The following is a 24,757-nucleotide window of genomic DNA, read 5'->3' on the forward strand; positions in this document are numbered from 1 at the left end:
AGGACGTGTATATCCAGAGTCATGTGGCGGAAAACACCGACGAGATCAAGTGGGTCGAAAGTCTGTTTCCGGGGCATCGAAGCTATCTGGATATCTACGATCACTACGATTTGCTGCGTCAGCGCGCAGTGTACGGCCACTGCATCTATCTCGACGATACTGACCGCCAGCGCATGGCGGAAACCGGCGCGGTGGCGTCGCATTGCCCGACATCGAATCTGTTCCTCGGCAGCGGCTTGTTCGATATAGAAAAAGCCGGGGCTGCGAAGATGCCGGTGGCGCTCGCAACCGATGTAGGCGGCGGCACCACGTTTTCGATGCTGCAAACCATGGGCGAAGCTCACAAGATCGCGCGGCTGACGGGGCACCATCTGACCGCTGCGCGGATGTTCTGGCTGGCGACCACGGGCGCGGCGCAAGTGCTCGACATGGCGGACCGAGTCGGGACGCTCAAGCCCGGCAGCGAGGCGGATTTTGTGGTGCTGGACCCGGCTGGTACGCCGCTGCTTGATCGCCGGACTTCGCGTGCGGAATCGCTCGAAGAACTGCTGTTCGCATTCGCGATGCTTGGCGACGACCGCGCCGTGTTCGAAACGTATGCGGCGGGGAAATGCGTGCATCGCAGAGAGACGCGACGCGGGACGGTGGCCGAGTTGGCCGCGGCTTGAGGGAGCGCGGTTTGCTGTCTGGGCGATTCGGTGGCACGCGAACCCGAGCGTGTGGTCATTCATCGAACGCCGTCTTGACTAGTTGAGAGCAAGTTGAGCGCGCCGAGCAAATTCGGCGCGCTCACCGCTTTCGGCGCTGAAACCTGCCCGGACGCCTTAATTCGCTTAACTATCTTTATCGAAGGAGTGGGTTCAGGAATGCTTCGAATCCATTCGCATATCTCACCTTAGTTCCGCTGAGGATTGCGTTCTCGCGGAATTCGCTGCAAACCAAACGGACCTCGCTCCCCGCAGCGCCCCGCCCGACGGGCATCAACCACTTGTTTAAGCACAGTTTTCCGCTTCCCGCTAAAGTCTAGGCTTTTCGCAACGCCGTGTGCGTATTCACGTCACGTCCTTCACTGGCGCGTGGAATGAAGCAAACAAACATGAAGTCACTCGTACAAGCCGTCCGCATCGGTTTATTCATCCTTGTTGGAGCAGCGTCCGCGCACGCTTCGGCCTATGCGCTGGACGATCAACTCGACTGTAAATCCACCGCGCATGCGTTCATCGCGCCGCTTCAGGAAAACCACGCGATAGAAGCTACCCCCATGCGCGTGGAGTCCAATTCAATCAACGCGTTTAAACCAACGCGCGATAGTCATCTCACGGCGTTCGATTTCGGCGTATTCGCGGTGGTTGGGTTCCAGAAGAACGACGCGATTTTCAAGCAGGGCAACGGCGATCCCATCTCCGATTCGGCCTATGGCGCCGTCGTGATCGGCGGCGAAGATTCGGTCAAGCAAAAGGTTCGCGCGGCCGGTAGCGACGCTGTCATCCACCGCGTCGCGCCTTTTATCACCGCGATCTTCTGCAAGCGCGATTCACCACAATTAGCCACGGTCAGCCACGACTAACACGCGCCCACTAACCCAAAGGCCGCGCCAACATCGGGTTGGTGCGGCCTTTGGGTGAACAGCGTGACAGGGCCAGGGTTCGGCAACAACCGGCCTTCTAGCGTCCGATATGCGTTTGCAACCGGCGACGCACGTCTTCCGGCGTGATCGACGGGCGCGGCAGGTCGCTTGGCGTGCCGGTGTTGATCGACAGCCTCGCGAAACGCACGCCGTCGATGTCCTTCGCGTCAAACAGCCGGTCGATGACGGAGAGGTCATCGCCGTCCAGCGCCAGCGCGTATCCGCATGCTGAGGCAATCCGCGCGAACTCCACGCCTTGCGACACCGTCGCCTGACCGCCGGTCGACTCATGCGCGCCGTTGTCCAGCAGCAAGTGCGTGAGATTGGCCGGGCCGTAAGCGCCGAGCGTAGCGAACACGCCCATGCGCATCAGCGCGGCGCCGTCTCCGTCGAGTGCTACCACGTTCAGGTCAGGCCGCGACAACGCCAGGCCGAGCGCCATCGGCGTCACGCATCCCATTGATCCAACCAGGTACACCTGGTTCTCGCGGTCATCGATAGCATAAAGCTCCCGCCCGCAAAATCCCGTCGATGCCAACACGACCGTCGACTCTTTCGGCGTGTGCGCAATCACGCGCTGCAACGCGTCGTGACGGGACACACCTGACACGCGTTCGCCCGCGCCTTCGAGCGTCTCAACCTTCGCCCGTTCGTTTAACGCGCGCTGACGTACACCGCTCAAGCCTTTCTTGTTCAACTTGTACGGCGCGACGCTGCCCTTCTGCATTACGAGCGCGTACGGACGCCCGGTGCTGTCCATATGCGCGGTCGCGCGATCGAGCGCGGGTCCGATCGCCTCGGCTTCCGTGGGAAACAGCTCCCATGGAATCTCCATGGTGTCGAGCATGGCCGGCGTAACGGGGCCCATCAGCGCGTGCTGCGGCTCATCGGCGACACCCGGCTGACCGCGCCACGTGACGATCAGCAATTGCGGCAGCCTGAAGGTCCACGTGAGCGAGGTGAGCGGGCTCACCGCGTTGCCGAGCCCGGAGTTCTGCATCATTGAAATGCCGCGACGCGCCTTGTGCACACCCGATGCGCCCAGCGCCACGCCCGCGATCAACGCAACGGCGTCACCCTCGTTCGCTGCCGACACGTAATTCAGCGACTCGTCCTGCAGCACATAGTTGATGAACGGCGTCAGGTACGAGCACGGCACGCCCGCGTACCAGTCGAAACCCCGCTCGCGCGCGGCTTCGACAAATTGTGCAGCTTCAATCACGCGCCTGCCTCCGAGGAGCCCGAGCCGTTCGATCCGTACGGCGCTTGTCCGTGCGCGAAATCGCCGGCTTGACGCAACTCGTCGAGGTCGTTCACGCCACGCCAGTGACCGTGCACGTACTGCACTTCGATCTTTTCGTCCGCGGCGATTAGCGCGTTGAGCAGCGCGGCCATGTCGAGCTTGTCGAAGTCATCGCGTTGCTGCAGCTTTTCGAGCATGGCGACGAGACGTTCACGCCCTGCGCCGCGCACGTTCAGCAGGCCCATCCAGCGGCCTTGCGGCGTCTTCGAATTTGCCGGTCCCACCGAGCTCGTCACGCTTTCGAGCCAGACTTTCTGGCCGAACAACGCACGATCGTCAGCGGTCGAACAATACGCAAAATCCGTCGATGCCCCGCCGGCTGCCGGCGTCTGCGACGAATCAACGACCACGCAGAAATCGCTGTCCGACTCCACGAGATCGCGAAGGATGTAGCTGCGGAACAAAAGATCGCCGTAGGAGATCACGGTGTCGGCGGTGAACGATTTCGCCGCACATGCCAGCGACGCCAGTTCGCCCGTTTGGGCGTGCTTCTCGTTCACGACCAGCCGGATGCCCGATGTATCGATGGCATCGGCGCGATAACCGCCGACCACCGTAATGTCGTTGATGCCTTCTTTCTTGAACGCTTCGACCAAACGGCGCAAGAGCGGCTTGCCCGCGATCGGCAGCATGACCTTGGGTTTATCGGCGGTAACAGCTTCCAGCCCCGCCCCCCGGCTTGCCGCGAGCACGACAGCGTTGCGCGATGCACTCGCCGACGACAGATACACGCTCTCAGCGGCCGAATATTCCTCGGCGTCCTGAAGACGGAAGATTTCGTTCACTGTCGCCACGCGGTCTTCCACGTTCACGAGCGTCTCGCTGCTGTGGATTTCCTTCGCGATCGCCTGCATGGTCGACGCGGCGCCGCGCAGCAAATGGTTCGCCCAGATCACCGTGCTGATGCCGGCCTGGCGGAACACGTCGGTCGGCGTGCTGTAGTACTTGGTCGGCACGATCACGAGCGGGCCGCGGCCGGCCCATTCACGCGCAAACGTGAGGATTTCGTCGGGCTTGGAGAGCTTGCTGTGAATCAGGATAGCGTCCGCACCGGCCTGGCGATAAGCCTCCGCGCGCTTGAGCGCCTCTTCCATGCCCCAGCCCGCGATCAACGCTTCCACGCGTGCGACGATGGAGAAGTTCGGATCGCTTTGCGAGTCCTTGCCGGCCTTGATCTTGCCGCAGAATTCATCCATCTCGGCGAGCGGCTGACGCTCGCCGTTGAGAAAACTATTGGTCTTCGGAAACTGCTTGTCTTCGATACATACGCCGGCAATGCCGCGCTGCTCCAGCTTTTTCACCAGCCGGCGCACGTTGTTGAAGTTGCCATAGCCGGTGTCGCCATCCAGCAGGATAGGCAGGTCGCTCGCGTCCGCCATGAACTCGAGCGTGTCGACCACTTGCGTCCAGCTCGCTTCGTTATTGTCGCGTACGCCGAACTGCGCGGAGATCGTGAGACCCGATCCCCAAATTGCCTTAAAGCCGGCTTCCTTCACAATGCGTGCGGACAAGCCGTTGTGCGCTTCCATCAGGAATTCGAGCTGATTGCTCTGCAGCATCTCACGAAGGCGAAGGGAGCGGGCATAGGCCGCGGGTAGTTGATACGGTGCGTTCATCGTAGAGCTCCTGCAAGCTGACGCAGTTGCGGCAAGACTTCGTCGGCCGCGCGTTTAACGTCGTTCTGAAAATCGATTTCTATCCATGGCGCACCGGTTACATCGGCCACGTCGAATACCTGGCTGCGTTCCAGCAGCAAATCGCGTACGGCTTCTTCATGCGGCAAGTTGGCGCGGCCCGTCGCGACATACCCCGCCACGAGTTCGGCCAGACGCCGTGCCGCGGTTTCGTCGAAGCGGAAAAATCCGACCGACTCGCCGATCACGTCGAATTGCAAATCCGCCAGCACCTGCTTGCGCAACTCCACCGGCACGCCATTCGCGACGCACAGCTTCACGGGTTCATCGCCGGCTTCGAAATCACGGTCGATCAACAACCGGTTCACCGGTCCCACGCCCGCCACCAGCGGTTCGAGAACACGTTCGTCGTAGAGCACGTCGGCGTCCATCAGCAGCACGTCGCCGCCGCGGGTCAATGCTTCGGCCGCCGTGTGCACGGACAGCACGCTGCCGAGCGAAAACTCGCGGTTCACGAGCACTTCCGTATGCGGTTTCCAGTCGATCGCGGCGAGCTCCGCTTCCACCTGCTCATGCTTGAAGCCGAGCACAAAGACAATTTCATCGACGCCAGCCGACTTCAGCAATTGAAGATGACGTTCGAGCAGCGATGACTCGCCGAAACGCAGCAGGCACTTCGGCTTTTGCTGCCCTTCCGGTTGAACCAGGCGCAAACCCATCCCGGCGGCAAGAATAATTGCGCGCATGTTGATCCTATCGGTGATGCTTTATTCGATATCCGGCACGCGCGCGAGACGACGGCGCTGCCAGCCCTTTTCAGCGAAATGCAGATAAACGATACCCGGCAAGCCGAGCAGTAATTCCCGTGCGCGCTTCGCTAACGAAAGCGCGAGCGCGGCCTCCGGCGGCAAGCCGATCAGACGCGCGAGCAGCAAGTAGCCGCCCTCCTGTACACCCAGCGAACCCGGAATGAAGAACGCCGCGCCCCGAATGGCCTGCCCCAGACTTTCCAGCATCAGTGCTTCGCCCCAGCCAACCGGCGAGCCCAGCAAGCGCAGCGCGAGCCACACCTCGCCAGTACCCACGAACCAGCCCAGCAGGCTCAGCGCGAAACTCGCCGCGACCGGTCCGGGCTTCTTGTAGAGATCGAGCACGGCGGTGTCCACGGCTTCCGCGCGCGACACCAGTGACGACCAGTCGCGCTTCTTTGAGAAACGTGCTGCAAATTGCGAAGCAAACCGCGTCGCGCGGGCGAACAAACCCTTACGCTGTGCGAAGAAGAACCCAACGACCATCAGCGAGCAAGCCACGATCACAATCAGCACCGGCAGCAGCATGCCCACGCCTGACGCATAGCTGCTCAGCAACGCGAGGCCGATCATGGCGAAGATCATTTGCCCGACGGATTGCATGGTGGTGCTGACGGTGATGACTGCCGCGGCGTCGCGCGTCCGCATGCCGCGCTGCGAGAGATAACGCACCATCAGCATCGGGCCGCCGATCTGTCCGGCCGGCATCAGGCTATTCACCGACTCACCGGTCCAGCGCGCGAACAGCGCGTCGCGGAAGGTCACATCGCGTTCGTTGCGGGGAAATAGCGTTTCGATAGCCAGCGCGTCGATCACGACAGGCAGCACATGGAACGCCGCCACCGCGAGCAAACCCCAGCCTGCGGCCGCGAGCGCGGTCGCGACGGAACCGAAGCCCTGCCAGCCGAGCAGCGCGATGAACAACACCACGCCGAGCGACAGGAGGACCGTTCCGGCGCGGCTCATGCTGCGCCGTTCTTCCCGCCTTTGCGGCGGAAAACCTGTCCGAAGCCGAAGTACGCGATCGAGTCCTTCATGTTCGAGATGAAACGCTGCCACGGCCGCATGTTCGGATTCGTGACGTACTCGAAGGTCAGCGACACGCGGAATTCGTTCGCGCGAGCAGGCGTGATGCGATGACGCAGCTTGTCGCCATCGAAGAAAACCAGGCCGCCCGGCGGAATTTGCACTGAACCCGGCTGGTCGGGAATCTCAGGCGTGCGCGTGTGCAGTTCGTAGTCGAGACGGCAAGACGAATCGTCCTTCACGCCGAGCAGCAACGTATAACGGCGACCTTCGTAGTACGACGTATCGTAGTGCCAGCCGATATGGTCGCCCGCCTTCGTATAGAAATACAGCGCGTACGCGTGCGGATCGTCAGCGGGCGACTCCTGAAGCGTGTCGCCGCTGATTTTTTCCAACCAGCTAATCAGCGCCGGTGACCGGTACAACTCGGCGATAAACGGCGCGAGCTCGTCGATCGCGTGACGACTGACGCTGCCGCCCTGCTTGTGTCCCGGCAAGTAGTTGCGGTTGATCGCGGGCGTGACGGCGTGGACAGCGGCAACCAGCTTCTCGGTAAACTCGCGCGGCAGAAAGTCGTCCAGGTACAGGAACGCGCCCTGGTTATCGAACGTTTCGTGCAGCTTCGCGGTCTGCCGCTCGGGCGACAGGCGCTGAAGATGCGCGGCCAGGGTTTCGTCGAGAGCGTGAGAGCTCTTGCGCTCAGCGGACTTGCCGCCAACGGCACGAGGGGCTAAGGAATCGACAGATGAATTCATTGAACAGCCTGCAAATCCTGATCTTGACCATCAGCATCTTTGTTGAGCGCCGTGGCCCGGGTGAAACGCCGCACTGCGCGCTGATAATCCACGACGACCCAGACAGCAAACAGCGGCGCACCAATGGAAGCCGCCACGAGAAACGGCGTCATGCCATTGAGCAGCGTCACCACCGGCAGCAGATACAAGACGTCTTCGGTCTCGAAACCCGCCATGGACGCCTGCTTCGTGCCGCTCTTGCCCGCCATGGATTCAATCCGCATCCGCAGGAAGAAGATCAGTGCGACAGCGACACCCGCAATCGCGCCAAGCCATTCGGCCGACACAATCATTGCCGGATGATGGACGCGCACATAAAACCCGAGACCGACGAACAGCAGCACGGTCACCAAGGAATCACACGCGAGATCGTAAAAATGACCGATTTTGCTTGATTGGCCGCTGATTCGCGCGAGTTCGCCGTCTGTATGGTCGACGAAATTGGACAGCGCGATCAGCAATGCGCCCAGGCTGCATAACCAGAAGCTGCCGACCGACAGGTAATAAGCGCCGGCAATGCCAATCAGCAAGCGCAGAGTCGTCAGGTGGTTCGGTGTAACGGGGGTGCCGATGAGCGGTGTAACGAGTCGCCGGGCGAGCCGCGCATCCCAGGTTGCGGGCTCAGGAAGCGCATGTGGTTTAGCGTTGCGGGGTTTGTTCATCCTCGAAATATATCTCGTTTCGAATTTAATTGCATACAAGGGCGCTCCACCATACGCCTGCAACAAAGCGGATTTTTAACCCGAATTCGAGCATTTCGCGGACTGCAACGAAGGCGGCAACCGCGGTGACCGGATCGGGCCGCCGGTCACCGTAACGGTAAATTTTTCTCAATCAGAGCCCACCCGAAACCCACGGCCTGACGGCTATTGCACGGGTACCGGTGCTGGGGCTGGCGCCGGAGCGGCGGCCTTCTCGTTTGTCCCGACCGAAACCGGCGCTTCATTGCTGACACCGCCCGTTTTGTCGAGCGGGATTTTCACCGTGCGCACGGTGCCGTTACCCAGCGGAAAATCCGCAAGCGCACTGCGGACCAAATAGGGCATGGCCCGGACCAGCGACGATTCGCCGCCTGAATTGCTCGCGGTCACTTTGTACACTTCGCGCCCGCCTTCACGCTCGGTCATGCGGATCTGCAGCGAGTGGACGAAGATCGGGTAGCTTTGGTCGACATAACCCGTCGGCCCCATGTCCCAACCGCCCCAACCGCCGTATCCGCCGTATCCGCCCCATCCGTACGGCCGGCCGTACCAGCCGCCGTACATGGGCCATGGATCGTAATAGACGGGCTGGCGCACGGTGACCATGTCGCCGCGAATGGAGTACGACAGCTCCACGAGATAACGCGCGCTGGCGTCGGGAACCTGCTTGAACGAGTGCGTGGCGAGTTCGTTCGCGGCAAGCACTTCATACGTCTTCTGTTCAATGCTGTTTTGCTGCGGCGCCGAGCGCACGAACGCATAGGTCCGCGTGGCATCGGTCCCGGACCAGTCGGAGAACGCCGCCACCTGGGTCTGCACGTAGGTCGTACACCCTCCGAGCAACGCGAAGCCCGCTATTAGCAGCACGCGCACCGCACCTTTCCACTCCCCGTACCACCGTCCAAACGTCATGGCCGACCTCATTTGTCTTGTTGATCTTTGTTGCGATGTCATGTGTAAAACAGCGGCCGTGAAGTGTCGCACGCACCGTACGAAAACTGCCTGACTCCACCTGTTTAAAGACCACCGAAGACAGGTGAAGTTCGGGAAACAGGCCATTCGGCCGACCCCAAATCGAGCGCACGATCCCGTGAGCCTTTGTACAATGGTCCGACACAAGGCCGCCTGGAAAGCAAAGGCACCCGCTCAACTCAAACAGAACCGCCATGTCCACCATGTCCAACTCGACCGCACCTGCCGTAATCCGCCGCGCCGACTACACGCCGCCCGCATTCCTGATTGATACCGTCGCGCTCGAATTCGATCTCGTCCCCGAACGCACGGTAGTGCGCAACACCATGCGCCTGCGCCGTAACCCCGACGCCGCGCCTGCCGCAACGCTAGAGTTGCTTGGCGAGCAGATGGAGTTCATTGGTGCAACGGTCGACGGGCGCCCGCATGCGGATGTCCGCGTTACTGAGAACGGTTTGTCGGTGAGCAATATTCCCGACGCGTTTGAATTGACTCTGGAAAGCGCGTGCAATCCGGCCGAGAACACAACCTTGTCTGGCCTATATGTATCCGGTGGCAATTTCTTTACGCAATGTGAGGCTGAGGGCTTTCGGCGCATTACGTATTTCCTCGACCGCCCCGACGTCATGGCCACGTACACGGTCACGTTGCGGGCCGACAAGGAAGCGTACCCGGTGCTGTTGTCGAACGGTAACCTGATCGAAGAAGGCGATCTGGAAAATGGCCGGCACTTTGCGCGCTGGGAAGACCCGTTCAAGAAACCAAGCTACCTGTTCGCGCTGGTGGCCGGCAAGCTCGTCAAGCTCGAGCAGCGCATAAAGACCGGTTCGGGGAAGGAAAAACTGCTTCAGGTCTGGGTCGAACCTCACGATCTCGACAAGACACAACACGCCATGGATTCGCTGGTTCATTCCATCGAATGGGACGAACGCCGCTTTGGGCTGGAGCTCGACCTGGACCGCTTCATGATTGTTGCCGTGAGCGACTTCAATATGGGCGCGATGGAAAACAAGGGCTTGAACATCTTCAATACGAAGTACGTGCTCGCGAATCCTGAAACGGCTACAGACGTGGACTTCGGCAATATTGAAGCGGTGGTCGGCCATGAGTACTTCCACAACTGGACGGGCAACCGCGTGACCTGCCGCGACTGGTTCCAGTTGAGCCTGAAGGAAGGCCTGACCGTGTTCCGCGACCAGGAATTCTCCGCCGACATGGCCGCCGGGCTCGAACCGGGCGCAGCCAGCGACGCGGCGCGCGCCACCAAACGGATTGACGACGTCCGCGTGCTACGCCAGATGCAGTTCGCCGAGGACGCGGGTCCAATGGCGCATCCGGTGCGCCCGGAAAGCTACGTGGAGATCAACAACTTCTACACGATGACCGTCTATGAAAAAGGTTCGGAAGTCGTGCGCATGTATCAGACGCTGCTTGGGCGCGACGGTTTCCGGCGCGGCATGGACCTGTATTTCCAGCGCCATGATGGCCAGGCGGTCACCTGTGACGACTTCCGCCACGCCATGGCCGACGCAAACGGCCGCGACCTGGCGCAATTCGAGCGCTGGTACAGCCAGGCGGGCACGCCCAGGATCACAGTGCGCACGCGTTACGACGCAGCCGCGAAGCGTTACACGTTGACGCTCACGCAAGGCTACGGCGAAGCATCCGAGGCCGCGCGCGAGACCCAAAAGGGTCCGCTGCTGATTCCGTTTTCAGTCGGCCTGATCGGCAAGAACGGCGCCGACCTGCCGCTGAAGCTTGACGGAGAGAAGGAACCGCAAGGCACCACGCGCGTGCTGGAGTTCACGGAACAGGAACAAACCTTCACGTTCGCCGATGTCGCCGAAGAGCCGTTGCCCTCGTTGCTGCGCAATTTCTCGGCACCGGTGGTGGTCGATTACGACTACACCAACGAACAGCTCGCGTTTCTGCTGGCTCATGACAGCGACCCGTTCAACCGGTGGGAAGCCGGCCAGCGCCTCGCCACGCGCGAACTGCTTGCGCTCGCGGACCGGGCATCGAAAGGTGAGGAATTGACGCTCGACGACCAGGTCGTATCCGCATTCGCTCAGGTACTAGACGACAGCACGCTCACGCCGGCATTCCAGGAACTGACGCTGATGTTGCCGTCCGAGGGATATCTGGCAGAGCAAATGGCTGTGTCGGACCCCGCCGCCGTTCACGCCGCACGTGTGTTCGTGAGCCGCCGCCTCGCCACGGGCCTGCGCGACCGTTGGCTCGCCGTGTACGAAGCGAACCGCACGCCGGGCGAATATCGCGCGACGCCGGACGACGCCGGCAAGCGCGGCCTGAAGAATCTTGCCCTCGCCTATCTGAGCCAGCTCGACGATCCCACCCGCGCGATCGAACTGGCAAGCGCCCAGTACGACGCCGCGAATAACATGACGGACCGGTCGGCTGCGTTGTCGGCGTTGCTGACGGCGGGCGCGTCAGGTTCCGTCGATACCACGGTCGCTGATGCGGCCCTTGGCGATTTCTACCAACGCTTCGAAAAAGAACCGCTGGTCATCGACAAATGGTTTGCGTTGCAAGCCACGCAACGCGGTGGACCGAAGCGCAATGTGCTCGAGATCGTGCGCAAGCTGATGCAACACCCGGCGTTCACGCTGAAAAATCCGAATCGCGCCCGCTCACTGATTTTCAGCTTCTGCGGTGCAAATCCGGCGCAATTCCACGCCGCCGATGGTTCCGGGTATGCGTTCTGGGCCGAACAGGTCACGGCGCTCGACGCAATGAACCCTCAGGTGGCTGCACGCCTGGCTCGCACGCTCGAACAATGGCGCCGGTATACGCCTGCTTTGCGTGAGAAGGCGCACGCGGCGCTGGAACAGGTGGCGTCGAAGGTGAAATCGCGCGATGTACGCGAGATTGTGGAAAAAGCGCTGGGTTAAGGATTTTTTAATCCGTTATCCCGGCTCAAGGAAACCGGCGCTGCGGCGCCGGTTTTTTTATGCGCCGTCGTCTCTCAAAAACCAGGATTCGCGTCCCGCCGCAATCCGTTAAATGTGCGCCACATTCCTGTGACATCGGGAGACACATTCCGAGCGGGTAGAATCTGAGGCATTCGTCTAACGCTCTCGGAGCCCAACGCAATGTCGACCCCATCATCTATTTCACGCCGCACGACGCTCACCAAGTACCTGATCGAGCAGCAGCGCGAACATCAAAACCTTCCCGCCGACCTGCGACTCTTGATCGAAGTGATCGCGCGCGCGTGCAAGCAGATCGGCTATCAAGTGAGCAAGGGCGCGTTGGGCGAAGCGCTGGGCACCGCCGGCAGCGAAAACGTCCAGGGCGAAGTGCAGAAGAAACTCGATATTCTCTCGAACGAAATTTTGCTCGAAGCCAACGAATGGGGCGGCAACCTGGCCGCGATGGCATCGGAGGAAATGGAAAAGATTTTCCCGATCCCGAACCGCTATCCGAAGGGTAACTACCTGCTCACGTTCGATCCGCTCGACGGCTCGTCGAACATCGACGTGAACGTGTCTATCGGTACGATCTTTTCAGTGCTCCGATGCCCGGACGGCATGGAGCCGAGCGAACAAGCGTTCATGCAACCAGGTTCGGCGCAAGTTGCGGCCGGTTATGCGGTCTATGGACCGCAGACCGTTTTCGTACTGACCACCGGCTACGGCGTGAACTGCTTCACGCTCGACCGCGAACTCGGATCGTGGGTACTCACGCAAAGCAACATGCAGATTCCCGCCGACACGCACGAGTACGCAATCAACGCATCGAATAGCCGTCACTGGTACGAGCCGGTGCAAAAGTATGTGAACGAGTTGATCGAAGGCAAGGACGGCCCGCGCAAAGAAGATTTCAACATGCGCTGGATCGCGTCGATGGTTGCAGACGTGCACCGTATCCTGAGCCGTGGCGGCGTATTCATGTACCCCGCCGACAAGCGCACGCCCGATCGGCCGGGCAAGCTGCGTTTGCTGTACGAAGCGAACCCGATGGCGTTCATCGTTGAACAGGCGGGCGGCGCCGCGACGGATGGCGAGCATCGCATCCTCGACATCGTTCCGACCAACCTGCATCAGCGCGTGCCGGTGTTCCTCGGATCGAAGAACGAGGTCGAACGCGTGACGCGTTATCACTCGGAAAAGAATTAGCCGTAGGGTGTTGCCAAACTCGCCGGAAGGTCCTTATAATCTCGTTTCTCTGATGCCGGAATAGCTCAGACGGTAGAGCAGCGCATTCGTAATGCGAAGGTCGGGGGTTCGATTCCTCTTTCCGGCACCAAGCTTCATTTCAAGAAACCCGCGTCGCCTCCAGGCTTCGCGGGTTTTTCATTTTTTCGGCTTCATCTCAAAAATTATCTTCAGAAACAATCAGTAAGTTCATGAACTTAAAGTGAAACTTTAAGTGATCGCAATTCATAAACTTCCCGTCGTTTCTCCGATGCTTTCTTCTCGCGTCATTTGCGAACATTCGTTTGCATGAATACGTACGCTTACAGACATAGAAAAAGGTTAAATTTTTCTAAAGATAGATAAAACGGTCAACCACAACTGAATCGTGCCGTTATCCCTATTGAGGGGACTCGCTTTTAAGCAACGATTCGCGTTTTCGAACACGGAACACGGAATTGGCCCAGCAGAAAGGCCGGGTACTTTGAAGTGGCTTGCGAAATATTGGCCGCTACCGCCATCAGGCGTCGGCAAAAATCAGCAATAAGCGGGCGATGAGTTAATCAGTGAAAGTGGCCGGGAAATTAGCTGACGAGCGGATCTTGTGGCGCGGAAAATATCGGCTGCTGAACCAAGAATTATCACAGCCTTAAGTCACGCCAAGGGTGTTCCGTTAAAGCAACACAGAAACATGGAAATGCAGCAGCCGCGCATTCGACGCTAGCGCGAAGCCAGAGTCGAGATTGATAATCGACCTATACAAGGAGAGAAAATGATGGACGCCAAACCGACGAAAATCCCGACGCCCGACAAGGTGCAATGTCCGGATCAAGAACCGGTCGGGGTGGAATTCCTCGCAGAGTTGCCTGAGTACGTGCGGGCGTTCTTCGACGAGCAACGTAACCTGTGCGACCCGAAGTAATTGCTGAGATGCGCAGTACGCCCACGGTGTTTGCAGATGTTGTGCAGGCCGCAGTTTCTGCACGCTTGATCGTTGCAGCATGTCTTTGCAGCAGCGCCGGATTTGCACGCTGGCATTAATAGCGCGACCGAAATAGCACGACCGGTTTCACCTTATAACGCCACGAGCGTGGTGCGTTTCACGATCATTGCTTGAAACACCGGATGCTCATCACACGCGTGCCCTGCGCGGCATACCGCGTGTTACGTTATGCTGCGGCTTTCCCGTTCTGGCTCCGGTATTCATGCTTCGCCACTCCCTTCTGCAAGTTCTCCGCGCCATCGCTTCCTTGGCTGCCTTTGTTATTGCCATCACCGCTGGTTCCTCGGCAGCGTTCGCTGATGGCGACGACACGCCCTTTACCAATCTCATTGCGTTGTCGTCACAGCGGCTGGCGCTCGCAGAACCGGTCGCCCGCTGGAAATGGCTGCATCACGAGTCCATCACCGATCAACCCCGTGAAGCTGCATTACTGGCCAGTATCGATAGCCGCGCAAAATCCGCCGGTATCGATCCGGCGTTTGCGCAGCTTTTCTTTCGCGATCAGATTGAGGCGAGCAAGGACGTGCAAAACGCCCTCTTCGATAACTGGCGGAAGTCGCGGGGTCCCGAAGGAACGCCGCCGGACCTCGCCCGCGATACCCGGCCAAAGCTCGATCGCGTGACCAACGCGTTACTCTCCGCGCTAGCTGGCGTGGAGCCGTTGCGCCATGCGGACGACTGCCCGTTGCGGCTGGCCGACAGCATTGCGCGCTGGAAGCATCTCACCCGCTACGATTCGGCCCAGAACGCGCCGCTTACGCGCGCGTTGTCGCACGTGTGCGCGTCGGGTGGCGTGGGCGCGGTCGGCTAGACCGGCTCGCTCGACAGACAAGCCGCAGCGGCAAGCGGCATGATTGTCAGTCCGTGCGACAGACGTTCCCTGAGAATCCGGTACGTCGATAACTCGAAGCAGGCCGCGCTCGTTGCCGCGCGTAGTTGCGCAGCTTCGTCGAGCGACGCGGCCATGCCGAAATACTGCCATCCATCAACCACATGCCAGACCCGCGCGCTGGTCGTGGCGTCCGTTTCCTCTATTGCAATGGCGCCGGGGTACGTCCAGGGCGCGTGGCTCGGGTCGTCGCGACGTGTTTTGAACAGCCGGTTATGTGCAGGACGCAAGCGTGCAACCGAGCCCCCTTCCGCCAGCATCGCGCCGATCTCGCCGCCCGTCGCAGTCCACTCCACGCGGCGGACGAGTTCCGCGAGCCGCAGATCCTTCGCCGAGCGTTTCACACCCGATAGATGCGCCCGAACGCGCTGGCGCAAGCGCACGCTTCGTCCAACATACAGCGGCACATCATCTTCGCCATAAAACACGTAGATGCCGCAACCGGCCGGGATCTGTTCGATGGTGTCTTCGTCGATATCCCCCGCCAGCCGGAAACGCCGCGCAACCTGCGCTATATAGCCATGCAGGACATCGACGGAAAATGCGCGATGCAGATGCTGCCAGAATTGCCAGAGCAGATCGGCGTCGGCCAGTGCGCGATGTCGCGCCGCAGGCACGAGCGCGTGCCGTTCGATCAACGCATCGAGCCCATGCCGGCGCTCCGCCGGATAGATAGTGCGCGACAACTGGACCGTGCACAGCACGTCGGGCTGGAACTTGATGCCCGCCCGCTTGAACTCGCTGCGCAGGAAGCCGTGATCAAACCGCGCGTTGTGCGCAATAAACAGCCGCCCATCGAGACGGGCCAGCAAATCATGCGCGATGGATTCAAACGTCGGCGCGTTGCGCACCATCGAATCGCTGATCCCGGTAAGTTGCTGGATAAAGAATGGAATCGGCTGCTGCGGATTGACGAGCGAACTCCACTGCGTCACGCCAGCTGGCCCGACCTCGACCACGCCGATTTCAGTGATGCGATTCACGCCGAACGTGCCGCCCGTGGTCTCGAGATCGACGAAAACCAGCGGTTCTGAGCTAACACTATTAGTAGTAACGATTGGGAGCACAGCGCTGACCGCTAAAAGAGGAATGGACGCGATCCGCGCGGGAAAGAGGCGTATCGATTGGGCATTTTAGCTCACGTCCATTCGAGCACCGATGGTTCCGGATTGTTTCCAGTCGCCAGGCGGCCTCGACGCGATGGCGGAGCTCCGCCGGCTAGTTCGCATGCGCTTTCTGTGCTCTCGAATCAGGGACTGTTTAAAAGACAACAATGGTCGTAATAATTCCGGATTAAACCGTCCCTATCCGCCAAAAGGAAATATTTACTCAGGTTGTAACCATTATTATCGAATCGTAAGCGTTAACGAGCCTTGTTACCGAAATCAGCTATCGGCATCATGAATCGGTACCGCAAACACTTTAAAGGAGGTCATTGCTGTGACGACCGAACTCAAAAGCATGTTTTCGTGGATCAGGACGTTGGTGGCGCCCCAAGCAGTAGTGGAATCGCATTCAGCTCTGGATTTCGACCCGGCATGGCACGGCGATCATTGGCAAAACCTCCTGTCCTCGCCAATGGATGCACGTCGATATGTGATGGAGGACTGGACCATATCGGGTCCGCTCACATTCGATAGCAACGACGGCGCGGAATCACCAGGTCCTGGGAATAAAGCTGAAGGGATGCAGGAAGAAGAGCTGGAAGCAGCTATCTAAGAAAAGCGCGCATGGAACACGCTGTGGGCGTCCAGCCCGTTCAGGCAAAAAAAAGCGCGACTGGGAAGTCGCGCCGACAAGGTTTGGAGATCTTTTCCGTCAACGAAAAAGTCTGCTTCGGAAAGCAGCACTTGAAGTATAACGGCACGTCTTCGGGTGATCATCTACAGTTCTGGCAATCATCTATTGCTGTTCCGTCAACAATCGACATTTAGGATTATTGGCGTTGTATTTTAACGATAGCGCATGTAGCAATTGCGCAACGAACGTCTGTTGACACTCCGCATTCAGCCTCGCCAATCCCCCGCAAAGCCTTGCCAGTAAAGGCTAAGATTGCCTTTCTTAATCATTGCCGATCGCAGAATACTTTATTGCGTAAATCGGAATGCCATCGCTGTAACACCGTCTTTACACTTCGTCTGGTCCGGAAACGACTGTGTCTTCCTTTGATACACGAAATCACCTGACAGCGCCTCTCGCAGCGCGTCGGAGTGAAGGTTTCCTTCAAGCCTGGGTTGTCAGACCCAAATTGCTCTCGGAGTTACAAAGATGAAAAAGACTCTCATGGTCGCCGCCCTGTCGGGCGTATTTGCAACCGCCGCTCATGCTCAAAGCAGCGTGACGCTGTACGGTTTGATCGACGCTGGCCTGACGTACACAAACAACCAGGGCGGCTCGCATAATTTCAAGGAAACCAGCGGTTCGGTGAACGGCAGCCGTTGGGGCCTGCGCGGCGCTGAAGACCTCGGCGGTGGCCTGAAGGCAATCTTCACGTTGGAAAACGGCTTCAGCATTGCTAACGGCACGCTGGGTCAGCAAGGCCGTGAATTCGGCCGTCAGGCATTCGTCGGTCTGTCGAGCACGCAATACGGTGCTGTGACGTTGGGTCGTCAGTATGACTCCGTGGTCGATTACCTCGGCCCGTTGGCACTGACCGGCACGCAATACGGTGGCACGCAGTTCGCACACCCGTTCGACAATGACAACCTCGACAACTCGTTCCGTATCAACAACTCGGTCAAGTACCAGAGCGCGAACTACGCCGGCTTCAAGTTCGGCGCGCAGTACGGCTTCTCGAACCAGCAAGCTGGCTTCGCGAACAACCGTGCTTACAGCGTTGGCGCATCGTATAACTACGGTCCGTTGAACATTGCTGCTGCCTACTTGCAACTGAACAACGACGTAACCGGTGCTGGAGCTGCTGCGGCAATCTCCAACGCTAACGGCGCAGTTGCTGGCGACAACACGTTCGTGGCAGGCCTGCAGCGCACGTTCGGTGCTGGTTTGAACTACGCGTTCGGCCCGGCAACGGTTGGCTTTGTGTTCACGCAAACGAAGCTTGAAGACGCACTTGGCATCACGGGCGCAGCGACCGGCGGCGCAGGCGTTGGTTTGACGAACAACTACGCTCGCTTCAACAACTACGAGTTGAACGGCCGTTACGCGCTGACCCCGGCATTGAGCCTGGCTGGCGAGTACACGTACACGGACGCACGTCTTGATGGTGAAAAGCCGTCGTTCCATACGTTCGCTCTGCAAACGGCTTACTCGCTGTCGAAGCGCACGGACGTGTACCTGCAAGGCGAATACGTTCACGCGATCGACCTGAGCAATGGCCTGGGCGCTCCGATCACGGGCGTAGGCATGTCGTCGACCCCGAATCAAGTCTCGGCAACGGTCGGCATTCGTCACCGCTTCTAAGTCTTGTTCAAGGTTGTACCGATGTGAAAAAGGCGCCGCTTGCGGCGCCTTTTTTTCGTCCTGAGTTTCCCGGCGTTAGTGCTTCAGATCAACCGCCTCAGGCCTTCGATGGATAACGCACATCGAGGATATCGATTTGCTGCACGCCCGCGGGCGTGTGCAGCGTGACCGTATCGCCGACCTTGGCCTTGAGCAGGGCACGGGCAATGGGCGAGATCCAGCTCACGTGCCCCACATCCAGATTGACTTCGTCTACGCCCACGACGGTCACCGTGTGCGCTTCGCCATCGTCACCGGCGTAATCCACCGTTGCGCCGAAAAACACCTGATCGACGTTTTCCTGCCGGCTGCTGTCCACCACTTCCGCCTTGTCGAGCCGTTTGGTCAGGAAGCGAATTCGCCGGTCGATCTCACGCAAGCGCCGCTTGCCATAAATGTAGTCGCCGTTCTCCGATCGGTCGCCATTGGATGCCGCCCAGGAAAGCAGTTTCACGACATCAGGCCGTTCAACGTCCAGCAGATGCAGCAACTCGTCACGCAGACGCTGGTGCCCTGCGGGCGTGATGTAGTTCTTGGTGCCGGGGGGGACGCCGGCGGGTTGCTCGAGGTCGAGATCTTCGTCGCTCTCGTCTGATTCCTTTACAAATGCTTTGTTCATGGTGCAAACCGCTCAAAATGACGTGAAGAGGAGCGAGATAGCTCCTGTGCACGGTAACACGAAGGAGATCGGCATTACAGAAATCGAGGGGGAACTCTTCCTTTTTCGAGAGAGCTTGGCTATACTCTTGGTCTCGCGTGCGGCTGTAGCTCAGATGGATAGAGTACTTGGCTACGAACCAAGGGGTCGTGGGTTCGAATCCTGCCAGCCGCACCACTTCTTCAAAGCGTTTTAGTTGTTTTGTTTCAAGCAGGCGTTTCCTGCATCAGTTTTTTGTATTACTCTGCTTCATGCGCGGCTGTAGCTCAGATGGATAGAGTACTTGGCTACGAACCAAGGGGTCGTGGGTTCGAATCCTGCCAGCCGCACCAGTTTTAGAAGGGCCTTCCTCACGGAAGGCCCTTTTTGTTTGTGCGGGAGAAAGGCGCGCGCTTCCTTGGCGGAAAGTGCGTTGAGCGCGCCCGGCACATTCCACGGGGCGCGCAAAGACGCAACAAACCCGCTTACTGCCGTGCAGTCGACCCAATGTCGCCTATACGCCCGTCCGGCAACGGTGCATCTTCAACGGTCGCCGCCGCGCTCTGCTCTCCCATCGGTTCAGCGCGTTCTCCAAGCAGCATTTGCGAACGATGCGGAAACTCGTCGTCCACCGTGTCTCCGAACGCATGCAGCAGGAACGCGCGCAATAACGCGATACGTAGCGACGGTCCGCGCCCCTGTACCTCCGCACCGGCCTTGCCAAATATCGCCGTGCACACGACCTCGCCACGTCCGTGGTCGTTCATCTCCAGCCGGCACGCGCGCTCAAGCACCACTGATGCCGCTTCCCACGACGTCGACGGCAGGAAGCGCCCGTCCCAGGCCCGGCCACGGTCGTTGCCACGGATCGAGAGCGTCTGGCCCCCATCGGTGAAATGAATTTCGCGGATGAAGTCATGCAGCCCGCGCGCGACCCAGTAGTCGAGCTCAGCGCCTTCCAGTTCCGATGTTTTCATAAGTGCCCCTGTGTACGCAGAATGGGTACAGGCACGCAGGTCGCTTTCCAGCGGCGGCGAGTCAGGGTCATGGTCAAACTCAGACTCTGCCGGCCGCTCTCGCCAAGGGGCGAACGCCAGGCGTCAATAATCGCCGCGTTCGCGATCGATCCGCATGCCGCCTTCGGTATTGCGATGATGTGGCTCGTCACTCGGCCGCTCACGCGCGATGCGCATCACGTCCGGGTTCGTGCGCACGCGCCGCATGACGTTCGCCAGGTGCACACGATCGCTGACCTGGATCACGAAACGCAGTACGGTGGATTCCTGCGTCACGTCCTCATCCATGGCGATATGGACAATATTGGCGTCAGCCGACGTGATATCAGCCGCCACGCGGGCGAACACGCCCTTCGACGTGCTGACGAGCACCTTGATGGCTACATCGAATAGACGACCCGGCTGCGGCGCCCATGCCACGTCGATCCATCGGCCGGGATCGCGTTTATGAATCCGCTGCGCCACACGACATTCGGTGGTGTGGATCGCCATACCGAGCCCGATGCCGATGTAACCCATGATGTCGTCGCCGGGAATCGGGCGGCAGCAAGCCGACAACTGCACCGACATTCCTTCGGTGCCGGTGATCACAACCGGCGGCGCGGTGTTCGTGCTGAAGCTTTCGCGCGGGGAATCGTCGTCATCGCGGCCAGTCATCAGCACTTCGATACGCTTGGCCATGACAGCGGCAACGCGCCGGCCGAGGCCGATATCCGCGAAAATTTCCTGACGGCTCTTGTTGCCCGTCCATTGCGCCAACTTTTCCCACGCTTCCGGCGTCACTTCCGACAACGCCAGTCCATAACTCTTGAGGCATTGATCAACCAGCCGTTCGCCCAGTTGAACCGATTCGTTCAACCGCATGGTCTTGAGATAGTGACGAATGGCCGAACGCGCCTTGCCGGTACGTACGAAGCCAAGCCAAGCGGGATTCGGCTTTGAATAAGGGGCTGTGATCACTTCCACGATATCGCCGCTCTTCAACTCCGTGCGCAGCGGCAGCAACTCGTTGTTGATCTTTACCGCGACGCATTGATTGCCAAGATCGCTGTGAATGGAATACGCGAAATCCAGTGCTGTCGCGCCGCGCGGCAACGGCATGATCTTCGACTTGGGCGTGAACACGTAGACCGCATCGGGGAACAGATCGATCTTGACGTGTTCAAGGAATTCGCTCGAATCGCCGGCTTCACTTTGAATGTCGAGTAGCGACTTGAGCCATTGGTGTGCACGCTTTTGCACGTCGTTCAGATCCGCGCCGCCATTCTTGTACAGCCAATGCGCAGCCACGCCTGCTTCGGCAATTTCGTGCATCTTGCGTGTACGGATCTGGAATTCGATGGGCGCGCCAAACGGACCCACCAGCGTGGTGTGCAACGACTGATAGCCGTTCACCTTCGGAATGGCGATGTAGTCCTTGAACTTGCCCGGCACTGGTTTGTAAAGTGCGTGCAGCGCGCCAATGCACGTATAGCATTCGAGCGCGGTATCTACGACCACGCGAAAACCATAGACGTCGAGCACTTGCGAGAACGACAACTGCTTGTCACGCATCTTCTTGTAAATGCTGAAGATGGTTTTCTCGCGGCCGGTCACGTCAGCCTTGATTTTCGCGTCCGCGATCGTGCGCTGGACCGCTTCAAGGATCTTGCCTACCACTTCACGCCGATTACCGCGAGCAGCCTTCACGGCGCGCTCGAGCGTGGCGTACCGATGAGGATTGAAGTTCGCGAAGCTCAGGTCCTGCAGCTCGCGATACGTGTTGTTCAATCCAAGCCGATGCGCGATAGGCGCATAGATGTCGATGGTTTCGCGTGCCACGCGACGCCGTTTTTCCGGCGGCACCGCGCCCAGCGTGCGCATGTTATGCAGCCGGTCCGCCAGTTTGACGAGAATCACGCGGACGTCGCGCGCCATGGCGAGCAGCATCTTGCGGAAATTTTCCGCCTGCGCTTCCTCGCGATTGCGGAACTCCATTTTGTCGAGTTTCGACAAGCCGTCGACAAGTTCTGCAACCTTCGGCCCGAAACGTTCGGCAATCTCGGTCTTCGTCACGCCCTGATCTTCGATCACGTCGTGCAGCAACGCCGCCATGATCGATTGATCGTCGAGTTTCCAGCTGGCGCAGATTTCCGCGACCGCAACCGGATGCGTGATGTATGGCTCACCGCTTTGACGATATTGCCCAAGATGGGCTTCATCGCTGAAATGGAAAGCCAGTTTGATCTGCTTGATTTCTTCCGGCGAAAGGTACGCGGCCAGCTCAGTGGTCAGTTTCGCAATGGAAACGACGTCGTGGCGGCGCGGCTTTTCCGGTGTGGCAGTCGGCCCGAACAGATGGCGAAACGATTGTTCGAGAACTGCGTCGATGTACTTGCGCGCCGCCGAGGGCGAGTCGGCATCATGAGCGGTGTCATGATCGTGCGCGTGATTCTGAGAGTGAGATTCTGTGCTGAGGACGTCGTTATGCGGATCCACAGAGACGGACGATGGAACAGGATTCATGGTCGCCTCCGTGGTTAGCTGACGCGGTTAGTGACAAGGCGCGTAGACGTCCGGACCTTAAATCAGACCGGAACCTTCTTCAACATCTCGACACCGACCTGGCCGGCCGCGATTTCGCGCAGCGCAACAACAGTCGGTTTGTCGCGGCTTTCGATCTTCGGCGTATGGCCTTGAGCGAGCTGGCGCGCGCGATACGTTGCTGCGAGCGCGAGCTCGAAGCGATTGGGGATCATTTTCAGACAGTCTTCGACGGTGATGCGGGCCATGGTTGATTCCTTCTCGATATGTTCTTCATTCTACCTTATGTGACCGGAAAGCCCCGTTCACTCGGCGTGCGGCGAGTGTATGCCTAACTCGACAAACAACTGCGTATGACGGGCGTACTGTGAACCAAAACGTAGCCGTGTGGCAGCAACGAGACACTGCAATTCACCGAGCGCGCGTTCGAAGTTCTCGTTGATCAGCACGTATTCCGCTTCAGGCGCATGCGCCATCTCGCTGCCGGCTGCCAGCAAACGGCGCACGATCACGTTCGGCGCATCCTGGCCGCGCTTCTTCAGGCGCTCTTCCAGCGCATCCAGCGACGGCGGCAGGATGAAGATTTCCACCGCATTGCGAAAGCGTTTCTTGACCTGTTGTGCGCCTTGCCAATCGATTTCAAGCAGCACGTCGTGACCGCTTTTCATCTGCTCTTCAATCCACACGCGCGACGTAGCGTAGTAGTTGCCGTGCACTTCCGCGCTTTCGAGAAACTCGCCAGCGGCGTGGCGCGCCATGAAGTCATCGACGGAAGCAAAATGGTATTGAACGCCGTTCTGCTCGCCCGGGCGCGGTTCGCGCGTGGTGTACGACACGGACAGCCGGATTGCCTGATCCTGCGCGAGCAGCGCGTTGACCAGCGTCGACTTGCCCGCGCCCGACGGCGCCACGACCATGAACAGGTTGCCCGGATAAACACCGGCGTAGGTGTTGCGTTGTGCGTCGTTCATAGAGCCGTTACTCCAGGTTTTGCACTTGCTCGCGCATCTGTTCGATGAGCAATTTGAGCGTCATCGACGAATCCGCGAGTTCTTTTGCAGCCGCTTTCGAGCCGAGCGTGTTCGCTTCGCGATTCAACTCCTGCATCATGAAGTCGAGCCGCTTGCCCACTTTCCCGCCCTTCTGCAGCACGTGGCGCGTTTCCGCCAGATGCGCGGAGAGACGCTGCAATTCCTCGGTGATGTCGATACGGATGCCGTACATGGTGACTTCCTGGCGAATCCGTTCCGCGATTTCCTCGCGCGGGATGCTCGTTTGCGTACCTTCGGGCGACGCAATCCCAAGCGCATCCTGCAAACGCTCGACAATTTTCTGCTGATGCTTCGTGATCAGTTCCGGCACGAGCGGCGTGACCTTTGCCACGATAGCTTCCATTTCCGTCACGTTCGCGATCAGCACGGCGGCGAGCGCGGCGCCTTCACGGGCGCGGACATCGATAAGTTCGGTGATCGCCTGCTTGCCGCATGCCAGAACGGCGTCGCGCAACGTTTCCGCCGATACCCCGCTCTCCGACAAAATGCCCGGCCAGCGCAGGATTTCACCCGTGCGCATGCGCTCGGCATCGGGGAAAATATCCAGCACCGAGCGCTCCAGCGCGGCGAGTTGCGACAGTGCATCGCGATTGAGCACGCCGGCAATGGTCGTCTGCTCTGCACGATTCAGGTTGATGCGGATATCGACCTTGCCGCGCGAGAGCTTGTTCATCAGCATTTCGCGCAATTGCGGCTCGCAGACGCGCACGTCTTCGGGCATGCGGAAATTCATGTCGAGGAAGCGCGAATTCACCGTACGCAATTCCACCGATACCCCCACGCCCGAGCCATTGGCGCCCGCACCGTCCGACGCTACTTCGCGCGTTGCGCTGGCGTAGCCTGTCATGCTGTAGATCATTGTCGCGTCCGTGATTGAAGGCCGTGGCGGCGTTGCTGCTTGCGTGATTGCTTGCTTTGCTGCTTTGTTGCTTGCTGCTTGCACCGCGCGGCCAGTTCGCTTCGAAACGCCCGGCGTGAAGCTGCGCGAGAATGGCAGGCAATGTTGGCCGGGCGAGGAAGCTGGCATTATCCCATTTTTGCCGATCCCGCCCTTGGAAACGCAATGCCGCTATGCAGCGCGCGCAGATCAATACGGGACGCTGCGCCGGACGCTCACTCCGATTGCGGATAAAATTCGAACCTTGGCGCGTTTTT

The 24,757-nt window shown here is 59.5% G+C and carries 22 protein-coding genes and 3 tRNA genes; 11 read left to right on the top strand and 14 right to left on the bottom strand.

From position 1 onward, the window contains the following. Both JWR14_RS28610 and JWR14_RS28615 read left to right on the top strand, forming a co-directional pair. Positions 1-668 (top strand): amidohydrolase family protein (locus tag JWR14_RS28610; protein WP_299715722.1); only part of this gene is annotated, 668 nt, incomplete at its 5' end. 428 nt (positions 669-1,096) lie between these two features. Continuing rightward, positions 1,097-1,567 carry a hypothetical protein gene (locus JWR14_RS28615; RefSeq protein WP_299715725.1) on the top strand — a complete coding sequence of 157 codons (471 nt, stop codon included), beginning with the start codon at positions 1,097-1,099 and terminating at the stop codon, positions 1,565-1,567. Between the two features lie 97 nt (positions 1,568-1,664). On the opposite strand, the gene aepY is transcribed toward JWR14_RS28615, so the two are convergent. The 7 genes from aepY to JWR14_RS28650 all read right to left on the bottom strand — a co-directional run bounded on the left by aepY (position 1,665) and on the right by JWR14_RS28650 (position 8,806). Then, complete coding sequence (gene aepY, locus JWR14_RS28620) at positions 1,665-2,849, bottom strand: phosphonopyruvate decarboxylase (RefSeq protein WP_299715729.1); 1,185 nt, start codon at positions 2,847-2,849, stop codon at positions 1,665-1,667. Continuing rightward, positions 2,846-4,546, bottom strand: coding sequence for a phosphoenolpyruvate mutase (gene aepX, locus JWR14_RS28625; protein WP_299715732.1), 1,701 nt, complete (start codon positions 4,544-4,546; stop codon positions 2,846-2,848). Before aepX ends, aepY begins: the two co-directional genes overlap by 4 nt. Beyond that, positions 4,543-5,310 carry a phosphocholine cytidylyltransferase family protein gene (locus JWR14_RS28630; protein ID WP_277044145.1) on the bottom strand — a complete coding sequence of 256 codons (768 nt, stop codon included), beginning with the start codon at positions 5,308-5,310 and terminating at the stop codon, positions 4,543-4,545. The genes aepX and JWR14_RS28630 overlap by 4 nt, the downstream gene beginning before the upstream one ends. A gap of 21 nt (positions 5,311-5,331) precedes the next feature. Next, positions 5,332-6,339, bottom strand: coding sequence for a flippase-like domain-containing protein (locus tag JWR14_RS28635; protein WP_299715740.1), 1,008 nt, complete (start codon positions 6,337-6,339; stop codon positions 5,332-5,334). Beyond that, on the bottom strand, positions 6,336-7,154 hold the full coding sequence (locus JWR14_RS28640) for a 2OG-Fe(II) oxygenase (RefSeq protein WP_299715743.1): 819 nt from the start codon (positions 7,152-7,154) through the stop codon (positions 6,336-6,338). The genes JWR14_RS28635 and JWR14_RS28640 overlap by 4 nt, the downstream gene beginning before the upstream one ends. Then, positions 7,151-7,855 (bottom strand): CDP-alcohol phosphatidyltransferase family protein, encoded by a 705-nt coding sequence (locus JWR14_RS28645; RefSeq protein ID WP_299715746.1) that lies wholly within the window; start codon positions 7,853-7,855, stop codon positions 7,151-7,153. Before JWR14_RS28645 ends, JWR14_RS28640 begins: the two co-directional genes overlap by 4 nt. Before the next feature lie 204 nt (positions 7,856-8,059). After that, positions 8,060-8,806, bottom strand: coding sequence for a DUF4136 domain-containing protein (locus JWR14_RS28650; protein WP_299715749.1), 747 nt, complete (start codon positions 8,804-8,806; stop codon positions 8,060-8,062). 263 nt (positions 8,807-9,069) lie between these two features. Between JWR14_RS28650 and pepN the strand changes: the two genes are divergently transcribed. The 5 genes from pepN (at position 9,070) to JWR14_RS28675 (ending at position 14,837) form a co-directional block, all read left to right on the top strand. Beyond that, positions 9,070-11,778, top strand: a complete 2,709-nt coding sequence (pepN, locus tag JWR14_RS28655; protein ID WP_299715803.1) for an aminopeptidase N — start codon at positions 9,070-9,072, stop codon at positions 11,776-11,778. Between the two features lie 201 nt (positions 11,779-11,979). After that, positions 11,980-13,005 carry a class 1 fructose-bisphosphatase gene (locus tag JWR14_RS28660; protein ID WP_299715752.1) on the top strand — a complete coding sequence of 342 codons (1,026 nt, stop codon included), beginning with the start codon at positions 11,980-11,982 and terminating at the stop codon, positions 13,003-13,005. A gap of 54 nt (positions 13,006-13,059) precedes the next feature. Continuing rightward, positions 13,060-13,135, top strand: a tRNA-Thr gene (locus JWR14_RS28665). A 660-nt stretch (positions 13,136-13,795) separates the two neighbouring features. Continuing rightward, positions 13,796-13,945, top strand: a complete 150-nt coding sequence (locus tag JWR14_RS28670; RefSeq protein WP_160172473.1) for a hypothetical protein — start codon at positions 13,796-13,798, stop codon at positions 13,943-13,945. Positions 13,946-14,228: 283 nt separating this feature from the next. Further along, positions 14,229-14,837, top strand: a complete 609-nt coding sequence (locus tag JWR14_RS28675) for a chorismate mutase (protein WP_299715755.1) — start codon at positions 14,229-14,231, stop codon at positions 14,835-14,837. Here JWR14_RS28675 and JWR14_RS28680 read toward each other — a convergent pair. After that, the gene (locus tag JWR14_RS28680) at positions 14,834-15,982 is read right to left on the bottom strand and encodes an exonuclease domain-containing protein (protein WP_299715758.1); all 1,149 of its coding nucleotides are present in this window, start codon (positions 15,980-15,982) and stop codon (positions 14,834-14,836) included. The two genes, JWR14_RS28675 and JWR14_RS28680, sit on opposite strands and share 4 nt — an antisense overlap. Before the next feature lie 394 nt (positions 15,983-16,376). Between JWR14_RS28680 and JWR14_RS28685 the strand changes: the two genes are divergently transcribed. Beyond that, positions 16,377-16,634 (top strand): hypothetical protein, encoded by a 258-nt coding sequence (locus JWR14_RS28685; RefSeq protein ID WP_299715806.1) that lies wholly within the window; start codon positions 16,377-16,379, stop codon positions 16,632-16,634. Between the two features lie 549 nt (positions 16,635-17,183). After that, the gene (locus tag JWR14_RS28690; protein ID WP_299715761.1) at positions 17,184-18,335 is read left to right on the top strand and encodes a porin; all 1,152 of its coding nucleotides are present in this window, start codon (positions 17,184-17,186) and stop codon (positions 18,333-18,335) included. A 97-nt stretch (positions 18,336-18,432) separates the two neighbouring features. Here JWR14_RS28690 and greB read toward each other — a convergent pair whose 3' ends face one another. Next, entirely contained in the window at positions 18,433-18,993 is a 561-nt protein-coding gene (gene greB, locus JWR14_RS28695) for a transcription elongation factor GreB (RefSeq protein WP_299715764.1), read from the bottom strand. 139 nt (positions 18,994-19,132) lie between these two features. Between greB and JWR14_RS28700 the strand changes: the two genes are divergently transcribed. Together JWR14_RS28700 and JWR14_RS28705 are read left to right on the top strand one after the other, a co-directional pair. Then, positions 19,133-19,209 (top strand) — tRNA-Arg (locus JWR14_RS28700). A gap of 78 nt (positions 19,210-19,287) precedes the next feature. Then, positions 19,288-19,364: transfer RNA gene (locus JWR14_RS28705), tRNA-Arg, on the top strand. A gap of 132 nt (positions 19,365-19,496) precedes the next feature. Here the strand turns inward: JWR14_RS28705 and JWR14_RS28710 are convergent. The 5 genes from JWR14_RS28710 to JWR14_RS28730 form a co-directional block, all read right to left on the bottom strand. Continuing rightward, a complete protein-coding gene (locus JWR14_RS28710; RefSeq protein ID WP_299715767.1) occupies positions 19,497-19,988 on the bottom strand; it encodes a phage protein NinX family protein in 492 nt (163 codons plus the stop codon). 123 nt (positions 19,989-20,111) lie between these two features. Next, on the bottom strand, positions 20,112-22,532 hold the full coding sequence (locus JWR14_RS28715) for a bifunctional (p)ppGpp synthetase/guanosine-3',5'-bis(diphosphate) 3'-pyrophosphohydrolase (RefSeq protein WP_299715770.1): 2,421 nt from the start codon (positions 22,530-22,532) through the stop codon (positions 20,112-20,114). Between the two features lie 62 nt (positions 22,533-22,594). Then, positions 22,595-22,798 carry a DNA-directed RNA polymerase subunit omega gene (gene rpoZ / locus JWR14_RS28720; protein WP_031359151.1) on the bottom strand — a complete coding sequence of 68 codons (204 nt, stop codon included), beginning with the start codon at positions 22,796-22,798 and terminating at the stop codon, positions 22,595-22,597. 57 nt (positions 22,799-22,855) lie between these two features. Then, a complete protein-coding gene (gene gmk / locus JWR14_RS28725; RefSeq protein WP_299715781.1) occupies positions 22,856-23,521 on the bottom strand; it encodes a guanylate kinase in 666 nt (221 codons plus the stop codon). A 7-nt stretch (positions 23,522-23,528) separates the two neighbouring features. Further along, positions 23,529-24,461 (bottom strand): YicC/YloC family endoribonuclease, encoded by a 933-nt coding sequence (locus tag JWR14_RS28730; protein WP_031359149.1) that lies wholly within the window; start codon positions 24,459-24,461, stop codon positions 23,529-23,531. Between the last annotated feature and the right edge of the window lie 296 nt (positions 24,462-24,757).

This window comes from Caballeronia sp. (assembly GCF_028292365.1).
GTDB lineage: Bacteria > Pseudomonadota > Gammaproteobacteria > Burkholderiales > Burkholderiaceae > Caballeronia.